Below are 16427 nucleotides of genomic sequence, written 5' to 3' on the forward strand. Positions count from 1 at the left end.
CATGTCTTTTTATACAGTGACTGCCAGTATAGACCTGTCTTTAATTACAGTGCCAGCTTCGACTCTCAACGTTTGGCATTCCATGCGACCTGGCGCCGCAGGACTCGACTAGCGACAAACTACCTTTCCGTGTAAAGTCTGGCTCGAATTCAATATGCCGGGAGAGTCCCCTTTGAGCCTGCGGCTACACGCCCGAAACCTAGCCTGTGAGCGCGATGATCGCTGGCTTTTTCAAGGTCTCGACCTGGAGGTGCGCGGCGGTGAAATCGTGCGAATCGAGGGGCCTAACGGGAGTGGTAAAACCACGCTGTTGAAGATCCTTTCCGGCCAGCTGACGGAATATGAGGGTGAGCTCTTCTGGAACGACACGCCCATGCGTCAGGCGCGCGAGCATTTTCTGGCCAACCTGCTGTATCTGGGGCATGCCCCCGGGGTCAAGGCGGGGCTGACACCCTTGGAAAACCTGAAGTGGTATCAGGCGTTGAGTGGTGAGACCGGCAATGAAACGGCTCGCTTCGCTGCACTGGAAAGCGTTGGGCTCGCCGGGTTCGAAGACTTGCCGGCCGGCCAGCTTTCCGCCGGCCAGCAACGTCGCGTCGCCTTGGCACGGCTGGAACTGACCCCGCGTGCCCTTTGGGTGCTGGATGAGCCGTTTACCGCCATTGATCGAGAGGGTGTCGCAGCACTCGAAGCGCGGCTTGTGGCTCATGCGCGGGCCGGGGGCAGTGTTGTGGTCACCACCCATCATGAGTTGGCGGCATCAACAGCATTAAGGCGCATTCAGCTGGGTCAAGGAGATAACCTTGCAGGTATCTGATACAGCTCCCGTGGCCTCTGCTGGCGTGGCGCTTGGGGAACCCGGCGGTAATCTCATGGTCGCTATTACGGCGACCCTAAAGCGTGACCTGACGTTGATGTTGCGACGGCGAGGCGAAATGCTCAATCCACTGGTGTTCTTCGCGCTGGTGATCACCTTGTTTCCGATCGGCATTTCTCCCGACCCCGAACTGCTCGCGTTGATCGCACCAGGGCTTTTATGGGTGGCGGCGCTACTGGCGGCCCTGCTTTCCCTGGACAGTCTGTTTCGCAGTGATTATGACGATGGCAGCTTGGAGCAACTGATGCTGGCTCCCCAGCCGTTGGCGGCATTGAGCCTGGCCAAAGTAGCGGTACATTGGTTGTTGACCGGCTTGCCCCTCGCCCTGATGGCGCCGGTGCTGGGCATCATGTTGGCGCTGCCGGCGGGCAGTTATTTGATCCTGGCCCTTTCGCTGGCGTTGGGTACCGCCAGCTTGAGTCTTATCGGGGCGATTGGTGCAGCGCTTACCGTGGGGCTGGCGAAAGGCGGTGTCCTGCTTTCGCTGCTGGTGTTGCCACTCTACATTCCGGTATTGATTTTCGGTACCGGTGCCGTCCAGGCGGCCGTTTTCGGTGATGGCGTCACCGCGCACCTGGCTATTCTAGGCGCGCTACTGGCAGGTGCGCTGATCTTCGCCCCTTGGGCAATTGCAGCCTCGCTGCGAATCAGTATCAACGGTTGAGGACGAATACAGAATGTGGGCTTTCATTCATAAACTGGGTTCGCCCAAGTGGTTTTACCGCATCAGCGCCAAGCTGCAACCTTGGTTCTGGGTGGCGGCAGCCGGTCTGATCGTGACCGGCTCGCTCTGGGGGCTGGCTTTCGCTCCGGCGGACTACCAGCAGGGCAACAGCTTTCGTATCCTCTATGTGCACGTCCCCGCAGCATTTCTGGCGCAATCGATCTTCGTGTCGATGGCGATAGCCGGGCTGGTGTACATGGTGTGGAAGATCAAGGTGGCGGACATGGCGGCGGCGGTCATGGCGCCGCTGGGAGCGGCGATGACCTTCATCTCGCTATTTTCCGGCGCGGTCTGGGGCGTGCCCACCTGGGGAACCTGGTGGATGTGGGATGCGCGTCTGACCTCGATGCTGATACTGCTGTTTCTGTATTTGGGTGTGATTGCCTTGCGTGGTGCCTTTACCAGCCGCGACAGTGCCTCACGTGCCGCCTCCGTGCTGGCCATGGTGGGGGTGATTAATATTCCGATCATCAAGTATTCGGTAGACTGGTGGTACACCTTGCACCAACCGGCCACCTTTACCATTACCTCGCGTCCGGCGATGCCCACTGAAATGTGGCTGCCGTTGCTGCTGATGGTGTTGGGTTTTTACAGTTTTTTCATTGCACTGACGTTGATGCGCACCCGCAGTGAAATATTGCGGCGTGAATCGAATAAACGCTGGGTGCGTGAGTTGGTAGAGGAAGGACAATGATGGCATTCGATTCGTTTGCAGATTTCCTCGCCATGGGCGGCCATGCGCCTTATGTGTGGTCCTCCTGGGGAATCACCTTCTTGTTGCTGATCGTCGCCGTATTGCATGCGCGCTTCGAGCGGCGCCAACTGCTCACGACACTCCGGCGGCGTGTTCGCCGCGAACAGGCACGCCATCAGCCGGTGGCATCTCAGGCCCCGTTGAACACAGCTCAAGGTGGAGGCAATCATGACCCCCAAGCGTAAACAGAAACTCTTTATCGTACTCGGCCTGGTGTCATTGGCGGCAATTGCCATCGGGCTGACCTTGTATGCCCTGCGGGCCAATATCAATCTGTTCTTCAGCCCGGTGCAGATTGCGGCGGGTAGCGCTCCCATGGAACGACAGATTCGTGCCGGCGGCATGGTCAAGGAAGGGTCCGTGTCGCGTAACAAAGAAAGCCTGGAAGTGGAATTCAAGGTGACCGACTACGTCGATGACCTGGAGGTCTATTACAGCGGCATTCTGCCGGACCTGTTCCGTGAGGGTCAGGGCGTGGTGGTCGTGGGTGAGCTGCAGAGCGACGGGCGTTTTCGTGCCGATCAGGTACTGGCGCGCCATGATGAGAACTATATGCCCCCGGAAGTGGCTCAAGCCTTGGAAGAGGCCGGCTATTCTCCCGCCGACTATCAGGCCAAGGCGGCTGAAGTGGGCAAACGCCTGGAAGCCCAAGGTAATGCCGAACCCAGCCAGTATTGATCCGGAGCCCTCATGTTGATCAAGATGATTCCTGAAGTCGGCCATTTTGCGCTGATCATCGCGTTGCTGCTGGCCGTAGTGCAAGCGATTGTCCCGCTGGCCGGTGCCGCTACACGGCGTCCGTTGTGGATGGCCTACGGCCGCCCCATGGCGATGGGCCAATTTCTGTTCGTGTCGATTGCATACGCCTGTTTGACCGCCAGTTACATGCTGGATGATTTCAGCGTGGCCAACGTGGCCAATAACTCCAATTCCTTGTTGCCCTGGTATTACAAGTTCAGCGCGGTATGGGGAAACCATGAAGGGTCTGTCCTGCTGTGGAGCTTGATGCTTGCAGGCTGGGCCTGTGCGGTCGCGGTGTTCTCGCGAGACTTGCCCCGGGATATGGTGGCCCGGGTGCTTGGTATCCTGGGCATGGTCTGCATGGGGTTCTTGCTGTTCATTCTGGTGACCTCAAACCCATTTGAACGCCTGTTGCCCAACATGCCCCAGGACGGCGCCGATCTTAACCCCCTGCTGCAGGATTTTGGCCTGGTGGTGCATCCGCCCATGCTCTATATGGGTTATGTGGGCTTTTCGGTGGTGTTCGCCTTTGCCATTGCGGCATTGCTGGGAGGGCGGCTGGATGCTGCCTGGACACGCTGGGCACGTCCCTGGACCAATCTGGCCTGGGCCTTTCTCACGGTAGGCATCGCGCTGGGCAGTTGGTGGGCTTACTACGAGCTTGGCTGGGGTGGCTGGTGGTTCTGGGATCCGGTGGAAAACGCCTCTCTGTTGCCCTGGCTGTCAGGTACCGCCCTGATTCACTCGCTTGCGGTGACTGAAAAACGCGGCTCGTTCAAGAGTTGGACCGTACTCCTGGCGATTACCACCTTTTCGCTGTCGTTGATGGGCACTTTCCTGGTGCGCTCGGGGGTTCTCACCTCGGTGCATGCCTTCGCCAACGATCCAGCCCGCGGCTTCTTCATTCTCGTTCTGTTGGCCATCACGGTGGCGCTATCCCTACTGTTATTCGCTCTGCGCGCGCCACGGGTGAGCCAGAACGTGGGCTTCAGCTGGTTGTCGCGGGATGCCTTGTTGCTGATCAACAATATCCTGTTGGTGATCATGACGGTGACGGTGTTGTTGGGAACCATTTATCCCTTGATTCTGGATTCCTTGGGGCTGGGCAAGATCAGCGTGGGTCCGCCTTACTTCAACTCCTTGTTCGTCCCTTTGACCGTGCTCCTGTGTGTCTTCATGGGGCTTGGGCCGTCTTCACGCTGGAAGCGCATGTCGGTCTCGGCATTGGCTCGCAAGCTATGGATGTCTGGGGTGGCCGCACTGGCCATCGGGATATTGGCGCCATTGGTATATGGCGGCAGCTGGAATCTTTGGGTGTCGCTGGGCATCGTCTCGGCGCTTTGGATCGTGCTGCCCATGCTGCGTGACATGTTCGACAAGACACGTAACGCCAGCTCGTTTCTCAGTGGACTGCGCAAGTTGTCGCTGGCCTACTGGGGTATGGTGCTAGGACATTTGGGTGTCGCGGTTACCATCATCGGGGTCACGGTGGTTTCCAACTACAATATCGAACGCAATGTGCGCATGACCCCCGGGGAGACGGTCGAAGTGGCGGGTTATCAGTTCACCATGACCGAGCTGGGCAGCCGTCGCGGCCCCAACTTCCTGGCCGATACCTCAACACTGCAGGTGCAGCGTGGCGAGGATGGACGCAGCTTTACCATGCGCCCGGAAAAGCGCCTGTATATCGCCACCGGCATGCCGATGACCCAGGTCGCGCTGCGCCCTGGCTTGTTCCGTGACCTTTATGTCGCCATGGGCGAAGACCTGGGTGATGGTAGCTGGGCCATGCGTGTGCAGTACAAACCCTTCGTGCGCTGGTTATGGCTAGGGGCTCTGTTGATGGCTGCAGGGGGCATCATGGCGATTGCCGACAAACGTTATCGGCGCTTGGCGGGCCGGCGTGAGACGCAGCCCGGACAGACCCAAACCCCCTCTCGGGAGGCCACCGCATGAAGCGCCGTTTGTTGTTGCTGCTACCGCTGGTGGGTTTCCTGTTGCTGGCGCTTTTCTTCTATCGGGGCTTGGCACTGGACCCTTCGCATCGCGATTCAGCGTTGATGGCACGTGATTTTCCCGCCTTCGATCTGGCCACTCTGGAAGAGCCGGAAAGGCGGGTGGATACCTCGCTGCTCGAAGGTGAGGTGACGTTGGTCAATGTATGGGGCGAGTGGTGTCCCGCCTGTAAGCAGGAAATGCCGCAACTTCTGAGCCTTGCCGAACAAGGCATTCGCATGGTGGGGATCAATTACCGAGATACCCGTGAAAAGGGGCTGCAGTTCCTGGATGAATTCGGCAACCCTTTTGAAGTCAATATCTTCGATCCCGAGGGAGACCTGGGGTTCGAACTGGGAGTCTATGGGGCGCCGGAAACCTTTCTGGTCGATCGTGATGGCGTGATTCGCTACCACCATACCGGCTATATCTCTCCGGCGGATGTGCGCGACACGATTTTACCGGAGGTGGAAAAATGGCAATGATCCGCCCGTTCCTGGGGTTAGCAACCGCATTGGCAATGGCGCTGATGCTACTGGGAAATAGTAGCGTTGCGATGGCGGCCGGCATCGAAATTCGTGAGTTCGATGACCCGGTGATGGAGCAGCGTTACCGTGACTTGACCGGCTCCATGCGTTGCCCGTTATGCGAAAATCAGGCGATTGATGACTCGGATGCGCCGATTTCCGCCGACATGCGTCAGCGAGTGTATGTATTGCTGCAAGACGGGCGTGCGGATATCGAGATCGTCGATCATATGGTGCAACGTTTCGGCGAATACATCCTTTATAATCCGCGTCTGGAAAATCGTACCTATCTCCTCTGGGGCACCCCTATTGCGCTGACGCTGGCCGGCTTGCTGCTGGTGGTGTTAATGGTGCGTAGCCGACGCAATGCCGCGGCCCGAGCGCTGAGTCCGGAAGAGCGCGCCCGCTTAAATGACCTGATCAACCGTAAGAGGCCTAAATGACGCTGCTCTGGATCGCTTTCGCTATATTGCTGTTGCCGGCCTTGTGGTTGTTGATCTCGCCGTTGCGCCAAGCCCGCGAGTGGCACGACGCCCAGCAATATTTTGAAGCCAATGACACTTCCGCGGAACAGAATGTGGCGATTTTCAGGCGTCGAGTCGAATCTCTCGAGGCGGCGCTGGCGCGGGGTGATATCGACCAGGCACGTTTCGATGAAGACCGCCTGGAACTTGAGCGTAGCCTGCTCGAAGATACCGCCAACGACCAACGCCGCCCACTCAAGTCGCCTTCCTCCGGGCGCTTGATGGTGCCTATTGCCATGCTGGTCGTGGTGAGTGCTGCGGTGATCGGCTACCAGCAGGAAGGCGCAGAAGGTGATCTGGCCCTCTATGCAGTGCAGCAGGAAGTGCAGAGCCATCCCGAGGGGTCGCTGAGCATGTATATCGAGCGTCTGGAAGAACAGGCAGAGAGGCAACCCGACAACCCTAATGTCTGGTCTGCCCTGTTTCCGCTATACCGCGATTCCGGCAAGGTGTCCGAGGCAGTGGATGCGCTGGAGCGCTTGATCGAACTCGAAGGGCGTATTCCTCCTTTGCTGGCGCAGTTGGCGCAAATACGTTTTTTCATGGCTGGACGTGAATTGACCGCCGAGGTGCAGGCATTGGTCGATGAAACGCTAGAGCAGGACCCGCGTCAGCCCACCGTGCTGGGCATGTTGGGTATCGAAGCTTTTGAGCGTGGTGCTTATGAAAAGGCCATTGGTCACTGGCGCCGTGCAGTGGCCAATGTCCAGGACACTGCAACGGCTGAGTCGCTGCGCGAGGGAATTCGGGTGGCTCAGCAACGTATGGGTGTCGAACCGGAAGCGGCAGAGCTATCTGCTGCCGAAGGTCCGGGAATTCAGGTGCGTGTAAGTCTGGATGCGTCTCTGGTCGGTCAGGTTGAAGACGATGCCACCGTGTTCGTGACCGCGCGTGACCTGGAAGGGGAACTCCCGCCACTGGCCGTGGTACGCGCTGTGGTGGGTGAGCTTCCCATGACCGTGGTGCTTGATGACAATGTCGCGATGGCGCCGCAGGCAACGCTTTCCATGGTCGATCAGGCACGCCTGATGGTGCGCGTGTCGCCTTCAGGCCAGGCCACGCCACAACCGGGAGACCTGTTCGGCCAATTGGATAACGTCCGCGTGGGTGAGAGCGACGCTGAACCGGTAGAGGTCGTTATCGACCGTGTCTTTGAATAAAACATTGAACGTTGTACCGGCCGAGCCCATTCGATGCGTTTGATCTCGATTCGGCTGGCTGGCTTCAAGTCGTTCGTTGATCCGGTGACAGTACCCTTCGATGGCAATATGACCGCCATCGTCGGACCCAATGGCTGCGGCAAGTCCAACATCATCGATGCGGTGCGTTGGGTCATGGGCGAGTCCTCCGCCAAGACCTTGCGTGGCGAATCCATGGCCGATGTCATTTTCAATGGCGCCACCGGGCGCAAGCCGGTGGGCCAGGCCACCATCGAGCTGCGTTTCGACAACCGCGACGGAAGCATGGGCGGACTCTACGCCCAATATGCCGAAATTGCGGTCAAGCGACTGGTAACCCGAGACGGCCAGTCGAGCTATTTCTTCAACGGTCAGAAATGTCGACGGCGCGATATCGCCGATCTATTCATGGGCACCGGTCTTGGCCCGCGTTCCTACGCGATTATCGGTCAGGGCATGATTTCACGCCTGATCGAGGCTCGCCCGGATGACTTGCGGGCCACGCTCGAAGAGGCCGCGGGAATATCCAAGTACAAGGAGCGTCGGCGAGAAACCGAAAACCGCATGCGCCGCACCCAGGAAAACCTGGAGCGCCTGGATGACATTCGCGAAGAGCTCGACAAGCAGCTCGATCGCTTGAAGCGTCAGGCGGAGGCCGCTCAACGTTATCGAGACCTGAAACAGCAGGAATACCGGCTCAAGGGAGAGCTGGCGCTTTTGCGTGGACGTACGTTGCGTGCCGAGCAAACCGCCCAGGAAAATCGCGTCAACGAGCTCGAAACCGCCGTCGAGCGTGATGTGCTGGGGGTCCGGCAGTGTGAAAGTCGCCTTGAGCAAGCCCGTCTGGCGCATGACCGTCTGGCCGAAGACCTGGAGCGTCATCAACAGCGCTTTTTCGAAACCACCACCGCCATTGCCCGCCTGGAACAGGATAGTGCCCACCGACGCAGCCGGGATGCCCAGTTGGCCAGTGATATAGCCGCTGCGGTCAAGGAACAGGCGGAGCAACGCCAGATTCATGCCGGCGATGCCGAGCGCCTGGAGACGATTACCCAGCGCCTGGCTGAACTTGCGCCGGAACAGGCGGCGCTGGAAGAGCAGCTCGACGATATAGAGGAAACCCAGCAACAATGTGAGCCCGAGGCCAGGGCCGCTGAGCAGGCGTGGGAGGAAGCCAATGCCGGCTGGCAACAGGCTAGCCGTGATGCCGAACGGCGCCAGGACCAGCTGCGTGATCTGGAAAGTCGCATCACGCGCCATCAAGCGGATATTCAGCGCCGCCATCAACAGCGCAGTGAACTGGAAAGCTTCGAGGCGCTTGAGATAGCTCACCAGCAAGCGCTGGAACGCCTGACGATCGTCGAAGACCAGACCCAGGCGTTTGCCGTGCGTCGTGACGCCTTGCAGCAGGCGCGTACCGAACGTCGCGATGCCCAGCAGCGCCTTGAGCAAGAGCGTGACCTCTGTCGCGACAAGGTCAGTCAATGCCAGGGAGAGCTGGCATCGCTTCAGGCATTGCTTGATGTCGCCCTGGCCGATCACGACCCTCAACTGAGCGAGGCACTCAAGCAGCGGGGGCTGGAAAATACGCCTCGCCTGGGCGAAACCCTGGAAGTGGCAGACGGCTGGGAACGGGTCGTCTCCTGGGTGCTGGCGCCTTGGCTGAATGCCCGGTTGGTCGGTACGCAACAACTGAGTTTATTGGATAGCCAGGTAGCGGCGGACTGGCAGTTGGTCGATGCTGCACAAAGCGGTGAGGCTTCTGCGGCGTCCTTGGCTGCGCTCGTTTCAGGAACGGGGGCCCTGAGCGACTGGCTGAGCCGGATTTACTGTGTCGACAGCGGCGCAGAGGCATTGGCGATAGCCGCTCGATTGCCCGACCACTCATCTGAATGGCATAGCGTGCTTAGCCGGGATGGCGTGTGGTGTGGCAACGGCTGGCTATGCCGCCAGGGTGAAGGCGAGGGGGTGGATGCCCTGCTGGTCACCCGTCGTCGCTACGCGGACACGCAACAGCAGCTAGAGCATAGCCTGACGCAACTGGAAGCCTGTGAAAGCAAGCGACTGGAAGAAAGTGAACGCTTGCATGAGGTGGAGAAATCCCTCGATACCCTGGCTCAGGAAGAGCGCGACCATGCCACCGACCATCAGCGCCTGGCGCTCAAGGAACGCGAACTTTCCAACCGGCTGATGCATCTGAAAAGTCGTGGCATGGAGCTGGACGAGGAGCTTGCCCAGTTGCAAGCGGATGCCGCCGAACTCGAACTGACCCTGGACGAACAGCGCGAGCAATGGGACCAGGCCATGACCCGTCTGGAAGAGGCTGCTCTGAGGCGCGAACAATGCGAGCAGGCCAGGCAGGTGGCACGAGAGCAACTCGGCCTTTTGCGCGAGCGTCATGCCCCTCTGAAAGACCAGCAGCAAGCCTTTGCACTGGAAACCCAGCGTTTGATGACCGAGCGTGACGGCCTGCTGGCTCAGCAATCCCGCAACGACGACACTCAGGAGCGTCTGGCGTTACGCATAGCCGAGCTTGAAGAAATGCGCGAAGCCTTGATCGAGCCGGATGAACTGGGGCGTGAAGAACTCGATGAGCTTTTGGAGCGCCGCGCCCGGGAAGAGCAGGGCCTCAATCAAGTCCGCCAGCAGTCCCAGGCGTTGGCCGAACAGTTGCGTGCGGATGAGCAGGCTCGCCAACAACATGAGCGAAGCCTGGAGCAAAGTCGCGAATACCTTCAGCAGCGACGCATGGATGTTCAGGCACTTTCGCTCAAGGCCGCCGCTCAAGAAGAACAACTGGCCGAGCTGGGCCACGATGCCCAGGTGCTGGGCGAGAGCCTGGCGGTTGATGCCACTGAAACGGCCTGGCAACAGCAGCTCGAAAGCACCGCCGAGAAAATTCGTCGATTGGGAGCGATCAACCTGGCGGCGATCGAGGAGTACGAACAACAAGCCGAGCGGCGCGATTACCTGGAGGCCCAGCATCAGGAGCTTAGTGAAGCGCTGGAGACGCTGGAACGGGCCATTCGGCGCATCGACCAGGAAACACGGCTACGCTTCCGGGCCACCTTCGATCAAGTCAATGAAGGGCTGCAAGTTCTGTTTCCGCGTGTTTTCGGGGGTGGCGCGGCCTGGCTGACCTTGACCGGCGATGACCTCCTGGAAACCGGGGTGGCGATCATGGCACGACCTCCGGGCAAGAAAAACAGCACTATTCATCTGCTTTCGGGGGGAGAAAAAGCGTTGACGGCGCTTTCATTGGTATTTGCTATCTTTCAATTGAATCCCGCGCCGTTCTGCATGCTTGATGAAGTGGATGCGCCTCTCGATGATGCAAACGTCGGCCGTTATGCCAAACTCGTCAAGGAGATGTCAGAAAGCGTCCAGTTCATCTATATCACTCACAACAAGATTGCCATGGAAGCCGCCGAACGTTTAATGGGTGTGACGATGCAGGAACCTGGCGTGTCTAGACTTGTCTCTGTTGGGGTGGAAGAAGCGGCTGCCTTGGCTGACGCTAGCATCTAGTAAGTAGCCAATGGCATGTTGATAGAAATAAGTTCCACTTTTTGCATGACGTCGCGCCATTTTTAGCTAAACTTTAAAGTGCTGCTTGTCAGTCTAAAGTAACAAACAAGTAGCGATAAAATAAGAATGTTGGCAAAAATTGGCTCTTTTTGTAGCAATCGCGCTATGCTTGCGGGCAGTATTTATTCAGGCACGGTGACTTAGCAACAGGCAAGACGACCCATGGAATTTTCAACATGGAATTAAGAGAGTGGCTTATCATTCTGGGGCTGGCGTTAGTAACGCTAATCGTCATAGACGGTGTACGGCGTTTACAACGACAGCGTCGTGTCCCTCGCCTGGACCAGGCGGAAGACAACCCCACGAGTTCGGCAGCATCAGCTACCGATCCGGAAGAGGCGGCGCGCGAGGCGGAAATTAATTGGGAGCTGCCTAATGGCGGCGCAAGGGTGATTCGCTCGGCGGATTACAGCGCCGGGGAAGAAAAGCCCAAGCTCAAACGTCAGGATCACCCCGGGCCCTCCAAGGTGCTTTCGGAATTCCGCCGCTCCTTCAGTAGCGCGAAAAAGACGGAGAGTGAGAAGAAGGCGGAGAGTACTGACAAGGTAAGTGCTAACAAGGCAGCGAGAGGTCACGCAGAGAGAGGTCATAAAGTACATAGAGAAAATGGCCCCTCTGATGTGCCCTCCACCGAACCACGTCGCGAACCGCATATTTCAGCGTCGCATATTTCAGCATTAGGGCAGGACGAGCAGCCCGCGCAGCCCGCGCACCCTGATAACCAGGCGGCACAGGATATATGGAAAGCCGAGCCTGAATTCGACCAGGCCGATATGCAAAAAAATGAATCAGCCGGGCGGCAAAGCGAACCGCTAGCGTCATCGCCCTCATCCAGTCGTCGCCAGCTACGTGGTGATACTGCCGGTAATGACAGAGAAGCTTCCGCGATGCATGTACAGCCGGAAGAAGATCAGGAGTACGAAGAAGAAGATCGTTACCGTCTGGTCGATTTCGAAGGCCTGGGTCGCTCGTTCAAGGAGCGCTTGGCCCAACGGCGCGAAGCCAAGCAAGAGCGCAAGGCGGAAAAGGCCCGTCGCGCGGCTGTATTGGCTGAGCAAAAAGCCGAACGCAAGGCGCTTGAGGCCGAACAACAGCGTGAAGCCGATGCCGCGGCCCAAGCCCAACGGCTGCGTATGGAGCAGGAAAAGGCTCAGCAAGCCCAGGAGCAAGCTCAAGAACAAGCCTTTCAGCGTGACATGGCCGCCGCTCTGCAAGAAGAGCAGAAGCAGGCTGGATACGCGGACGACTATCCTGCCGATGACCTTGAATACGTTCATCCCGCTATGGAAAAGGCCCTGCGCAACGACGTCGGTGGTGCCCTCGCCAAGGAAACCTTGACCAATGCCGAGGAAGTGGTGGTGATAAGCATCATTTCGCGAGACGAAGAAGGTTTCTCCGGCGGAAGGTTGCTCGACCTCATGCTGGCCTGCGGCCTGCGCTACAGCAGTGAAATGGGTATCTTCCATCGTTTCGAAACCGAAAGCCCCGACAGCGAGCTGCAATTCTCCATGGTGAACATGGTCAAGCCGGGTACCTTCCCGATTGAAGCCATGAGCGATTTCACCACGCCGGGTATCACGCTGTTGATGCCTTTGCCGGGTGCCGATAATAGTTCCGCTGCCTTCGAAGCCATGGTGGAAACCGCGATGGTCGTGGTGCGACATATGGGCGGTGAGCTGAAAGATGAAAATCACAGCGTCATGACCGCGCAAACCATTGAATTTGCCCGTCAGCGGGTCCATGAATTCGAACGCCGCCATCGCCTGAATCGCCAACTCCAGGCTCATTGATCTTCACTTCGCCAACAGCCGTCATCTTGAATAGATGGCGGCTGTTGGCGTTGCCGTTATAACCGCCAGATTTGGATTGCCCGATGAGCCAGCCTGACTCCAAGACACTTGATGAAGTGGCGCAGCTGCGTGCCGAACTCGATGAAGCCAACTATCGTTACTACGTACTGGATGATCCCAAGCTCAGCGATGCCGATTTTGATCGTATGCTGCAGCGCCTGAAAACCTTGGAAGCGGCATACCCTGAACTGATCACCCCCGATTCTCCCACGCAGCGTGTTGGCGCCGCTCCCGCCGCAGGTTTTCCGCAAGTCGAACACGCCATCCCCATGCTTTCGTTGGATAACGTCTTCAGTGAAAAGGATATTCAGGCCTTTGCCCAGCGCGTCGCCGAGCGTTTGGAAATACACGCCGAGTCACTCAGCTTCAGTTGTGAACCCAAACTCGATGGAGTGGCGGTATCGCTGGTGTATGAGCAGGGCGTGCTTATCAGTGGGGCTACCCGTGGCGATGGCCGTACCGGTGAAGGGATTACTTCCAACTTGCGCACCTTGCAGACTGTTCCACTCAAGTTAAGAAATCGGAGCACCCCTGAGCTTCTCGAAGTGCGCGGGGAAGTCATCATGCGTCACTCAGGTTTCGAGGCATTGAACGAACGCGCTCGTGAGCGAGACAGCAAGATATTCGCCAACCCACGCAATGCCGCCGCCGGTAGCCTGCGCCAGCTCGACCCCGAGGTGACCGCCACTCGCCCGTTGGAGTTTCATCCTTATCAACTGGCGAGGCTTGAGCCGGACATGGGCGATGAGCGCCATAGCGAATTGATGCAACGTCTGGGAAAGCTGGGATTTCGCTCGAGTGTCGAGCTTGAAGTGCTGAACGGCGCTGAAGCGGTGATTGATTACTGCCACCGGCTGGAGGCCAAGCGTGACCGCCTTGGCTATGATATCGATGGGGTGGTGATCAAGGTCGATGACTTGCGGTTGCAGCGTGAGTTAGGGTTTGTCGCTCGCGCGCCACGCTGGGCGGTGGCGTACAAGTTTCCAGCCCAGGAAGAAACCACGGTGGTCAACGATGTCGAATTCCAGGTGGGGCGTACCGGGGCCATTACCCCGGTGGCGCGCTTGGAACCGGTATCTGTCGCCGGTGTGACGGTATCCAATGCCACTTTGCACAATGCCGATGAAATTGAGCGGCTGGGCGTGATGATCGGCGATACGGTGGCCATTCGACGGGCGGGAGACGTGATTCCCCAAGTGATTCGAGTGGACAAGGATAAGCGTCCTGAGGATGCGCGCCCGATTGAATTCCCCACCCATTGCCCGGTATGCGAAGCCCAAGTCGAGCGTCTGGAAGGTGAAGCCGTGGCGCGCTGCTCCGGAGGGCTTTATTGTCCGGCCCAACGCAAGGAGGCACTCAAGCATTTCGCCAGCCGCCGTGCACTGGATATCGATGGCTTAGGAGAGAAGCTAATCGAGCAGCTGGTCGAGCGCGATTGGGTGAAGACGCCGGCAGATCTATTTCATCTGACGGCAGAACAGCTGGCAACGCTGCCACGGATGGGTGAAAAATCTTCCAGTAAATTGATAAGGGCGTTGGGCGATGCGCGCCGAACCACGCTTTCGCGTTTTATCTATGCCCTGGGTATTCGGGAAGTAGGCGAGGCGACTGCAGCTAACCTGGCTCGCCATTTCGGCACGCTTGAAGGGGTGATGCAAGCCGAACAATCCGCCTTGGAAGCGGTGAACGATGTCGGCCCGGTAGTCGCCGCGCATGCGTATACTTTTTTTCGTCAGCCGTATAATCGCGAAACCATTGACGCTTTGTTGCAGGCAGGCGTCACTTGGGAAGAAGCCGAAGTGACCCATGGCCCCCGGCCCCTGGAAGGCCAGACCTGGGTGTTGACCGGCACCCTGGAAAGTATGACACGCGACGAAGGCAAGGCCCGTCTGCAAGCCTTGGGCGCCAAGGTGTCCGGCAGTGTCTCGAAAAAGACCGCCTGCCTGGTGGCGGGCGAAGCTGCCGGCAGTAAATTGAGCAAGGCGGAGCAGATGGGGGTTGAAGTGATCGACGAACCCACCTTTCTTGTGCGTCTGGAAAAGTGGGAAAACAGCGTGACGCAAGGAGAGGAATCATGAGTCGCTTTATCGAAGTCCCGGCGCGCATGTTGCCGCCGGAGACATTGAATGCCCTGCTTGAAACCTTCGTCACCCGACAAGGCTACGACACCACTGATACCGGCGAAGGCATGGCCGGCTGGGTGGTGGAACTCAAGCGTCAGCTGGAGCGCAGCGAGCTGATTATTGCCCACGATCTGGAGCTGGAAATGACGGAAGTGATGACGCTGGCTCAGTGGCGTGCCTTCGGTCGCGACCTGGCCGACGACGAAGAAGAAGGCGAGCACTACTGACAAACTCTCCTGAGTCGCTTATAGGTGCTCATGGTTAGCAAAAATCCGCGTAAACCCCCGCCCACTCGGGCGCGGTAGCGCTGCTCGGGGTTGATGTTGATCAAGAACCCACTATTATATAAACGTACAGTTTAAAAGCCGCCATGCCCATGCTGAAAGCCACCAAAGTACGCCTTTACCCCACGTCCGAACAGGCGGTGTTTCTTAACCGTCAGTTCGGCATGGTGCGTTTCTGCTACAACACCGGCCTTCGCATCATGTCTTGCCGCTACAAGCGCCATGGCCAGTCGCTGAGTGCCAGGCACGACATCAAGCGGTTGCTGCCCGTCGCCAAGAAGTCCCGCAAGTATGGATGGATGAAAGAGGCGGACTCCATCGCCCTCCAACAGGTGTGCATTAACCTCGACAAGGCGTTTCAGCGCTTCTTTGATCCCCAGCAGAAGACCGGCTATCCCCGCTTCAAGAGCAAGCGTGGAAAACAGCGAGCTATCACTGCGTTGGGATTAAATCCGGGGAGAATTGGGTCAAGGTGTCCAAGCTCGGGCCGATCAAGGCAAAGATTCACCGTCCGGTTGACGGCAAGCTCAAGAGCATCACCTTGTCTCGCACCGTCACTGGCAAGCACTACGCCTCCCTGCTGTATGAAACAGAACAGGCGGTGCCCGAGCCTCTAAAGGACATCGACGCGACGAACGTTATCGGCCTCGATATGGGGCTGACACACCTGGCCATTGACTCCAGCGGGCGTAAAGTCGCCAACCCGCGCTTTCTCAAGCAGGCGCAGAAGAACCTCAAGCGCAAACAGCAAGCGCTGTCGCGCAAGAAGAAAGGCAGCGGCAAGCGAACCAAGGCCCGCATGCTCGTTGCCAAGGCGCATGAACGCGTCACCAATGCGCGCAATGACTTCCAGCACAAACTGTCCCGACAGATCGTTGACGATAACCAAGCGGTGGTAGTCGAGACACTGAAAATCAACAACATGATGAAGAATGCCAAGCTCGCCAGGCATATCGGTGACGCCTCCTGGCACGCCTTGATCACCAAGCTGGACTACAAGGCCAAGGAACAAGGCAAGCACCTGGTCAAGATCGATACATGGTTTGCCAGTTCCAAGATATGCCATGCCTGCCAGCACAAGATGGAAAAGATGACGCTTGATGTCCGGTCATGGGGTTGCCCCGCCTGCCATACGCACCACGACCGTTATCTACTACACAATATTTTCAATCCACAAAGTATACAAAGAGGCCTTTACTGTTAGCTTGGTACGCTGTAGAATTATTATCCATTACAGCTCTATAGCGTATATCTGATGATGA

Annotated in this window: 14 protein-coding genes and 1 pseudogene; all 15 read left to right on the plus strand. The window is 58.1% G+C overall.

Annotated features, from left to right (window positions below; genetic code table 11):
- Nucleotides 1-172 precede the first annotated feature (172 nt).
- The 15 genes and pseudogenes from ccmA to DU506_RS10735 all read left to right on the plus strand — a co-directional run bounded on the left by ccmA (nucleotide 173) and on the right by DU506_RS10735 (nucleotide 16369).
- Complete coding sequence (gene ccmA / locus DU506_RS10670) at nucleotides 173-817, plus strand: cytochrome c biogenesis heme-transporting ATPase CcmA (protein WP_114486920.1); 645 nt, start codon at nucleotides 173-175, stop codon at nucleotides 815-817.
- A 55-nt stretch (nucleotides 818-872) separates the two neighbouring features.
- Entirely contained in the window at nucleotides 873-1541 is a 669-nt protein-coding gene (gene ccmB, locus DU506_RS10675) for a heme exporter protein CcmB (RefSeq protein ID WP_114486934.1), read from the plus strand.
- 13 nt (nucleotides 1542-1554) lie between these two features.
- On the plus strand, nucleotides 1555-2295 hold the full coding sequence (locus DU506_RS10680; protein WP_114486921.1) for a heme ABC transporter permease: 741 nt from the start codon (nucleotides 1555-1557) through the stop codon (nucleotides 2293-2295).
- Nucleotides 2292-2540, plus strand: coding sequence for a heme exporter protein CcmD (gene ccmD / locus DU506_RS10685; RefSeq protein WP_328587971.1), 249 nt, complete (start codon nucleotides 2292-2294; stop codon nucleotides 2538-2540). Before DU506_RS10680 ends, ccmD begins: the two co-directional genes overlap by 4 nt.
- Nucleotides 2524-3033, plus strand: coding sequence for a cytochrome c maturation protein CcmE (gene ccmE, locus DU506_RS10690; RefSeq protein ID WP_114486922.1), 510 nt, complete (start codon nucleotides 2524-2526; stop codon nucleotides 3031-3033). Before ccmD ends, ccmE begins: the two co-directional genes overlap by 17 nt.
- A gap of 12 nt (nucleotides 3034-3045) precedes the next feature.
- On the plus strand, nucleotides 3046-5052 hold the full coding sequence (locus DU506_RS10695; protein ID WP_114486923.1) for a heme lyase CcmF/NrfE family subunit: 2007 nt from the start codon (nucleotides 3046-3048) through the stop codon (nucleotides 5050-5052).
- Nucleotides 5049-5576, plus strand: coding sequence for a DsbE family thiol:disulfide interchange protein (locus DU506_RS10700; RefSeq protein WP_114486924.1), 528 nt, complete (start codon nucleotides 5049-5051; stop codon nucleotides 5574-5576). Before DU506_RS10695 ends, DU506_RS10700 begins: the two co-directional genes overlap by 4 nt.
- Nucleotides 5567-6061 (plus strand): cytochrome c-type biogenesis protein, encoded by a 495-nt coding sequence (locus DU506_RS10705; protein ID WP_371829346.1) that lies wholly within the window; start codon nucleotides 5567-5569, stop codon nucleotides 6059-6061. The genes DU506_RS10700 and DU506_RS10705 overlap by 10 nt, the downstream gene beginning before the upstream one ends.
- The gene (ccmI, locus tag DU506_RS10710) at nucleotides 6058-7302 is read left to right on the plus strand and encodes a c-type cytochrome biogenesis protein CcmI (protein WP_114486925.1); all 1245 of its coding nucleotides are present in this window, start codon (nucleotides 6058-6060) and stop codon (nucleotides 7300-7302) included. The genes DU506_RS10705 and ccmI overlap by 4 nt, the downstream gene beginning before the upstream one ends.
- 33 nt (nucleotides 7303-7335) lie before the next feature.
- Nucleotides 7336-10848 (plus strand): chromosome segregation protein SMC, encoded by a 3513-nt coding sequence (gene smc / locus DU506_RS10715; RefSeq protein WP_114486926.1) that lies wholly within the window; start codon nucleotides 7336-7338, stop codon nucleotides 10846-10848.
- 236 nt (nucleotides 10849-11084) lie between these two features.
- Nucleotides 11085-12698, plus strand: a complete 1614-nt coding sequence (gene zipA / locus DU506_RS10720; RefSeq protein WP_114486927.1) for a cell division protein ZipA — start codon at nucleotides 11085-11087, stop codon at nucleotides 12696-12698.
- 83 nt (nucleotides 12699-12781) lie between these two features.
- Complete coding sequence (gene ligA, locus DU506_RS10725) at nucleotides 12782-14836, plus strand: NAD-dependent DNA ligase LigA (protein WP_114486928.1); 2055 nt, start codon at nucleotides 12782-12784, stop codon at nucleotides 14834-14836.
- Complete coding sequence (locus DU506_RS10730; RefSeq protein WP_114486929.1) at nucleotides 14833-15108, plus strand: YheU family protein; 276 nt, start codon at nucleotides 14833-14835, stop codon at nucleotides 15106-15108. The genes ligA and DU506_RS10730 overlap by 4 nt, the downstream gene beginning before the upstream one ends.
- Nucleotides 15109-15257: 149 nt before the next feature.
- Nucleotides 15258-15332 (plus strand): annotated as a pseudogene (locus DU506_RS22140) (helix-turn-helix domain-containing protein); the annotation flags it as partial.
- A gap of 305 nt (nucleotides 15333-15637) precedes the next feature.
- The gene (locus DU506_RS10735; protein ID WP_235825511.1) at nucleotides 15638-16369 is read left to right on the plus strand and encodes an RNA-guided endonuclease InsQ/TnpB family protein; all 732 of its coding nucleotides are present in this window, start codon (nucleotides 15638-15640) and stop codon (nucleotides 16367-16369) included.
- The last annotated feature ends 58 nt before the right edge of the window (nucleotides 16370-16427 follow it).

Origin of the sequence: Vreelandella rituensis, assembly GCF_003336665.1 — a bacterium.
GTDB lineage: Bacteria > Pseudomonadota > Gammaproteobacteria > Pseudomonadales > Halomonadaceae > Vreelandella > Vreelandella rituensis.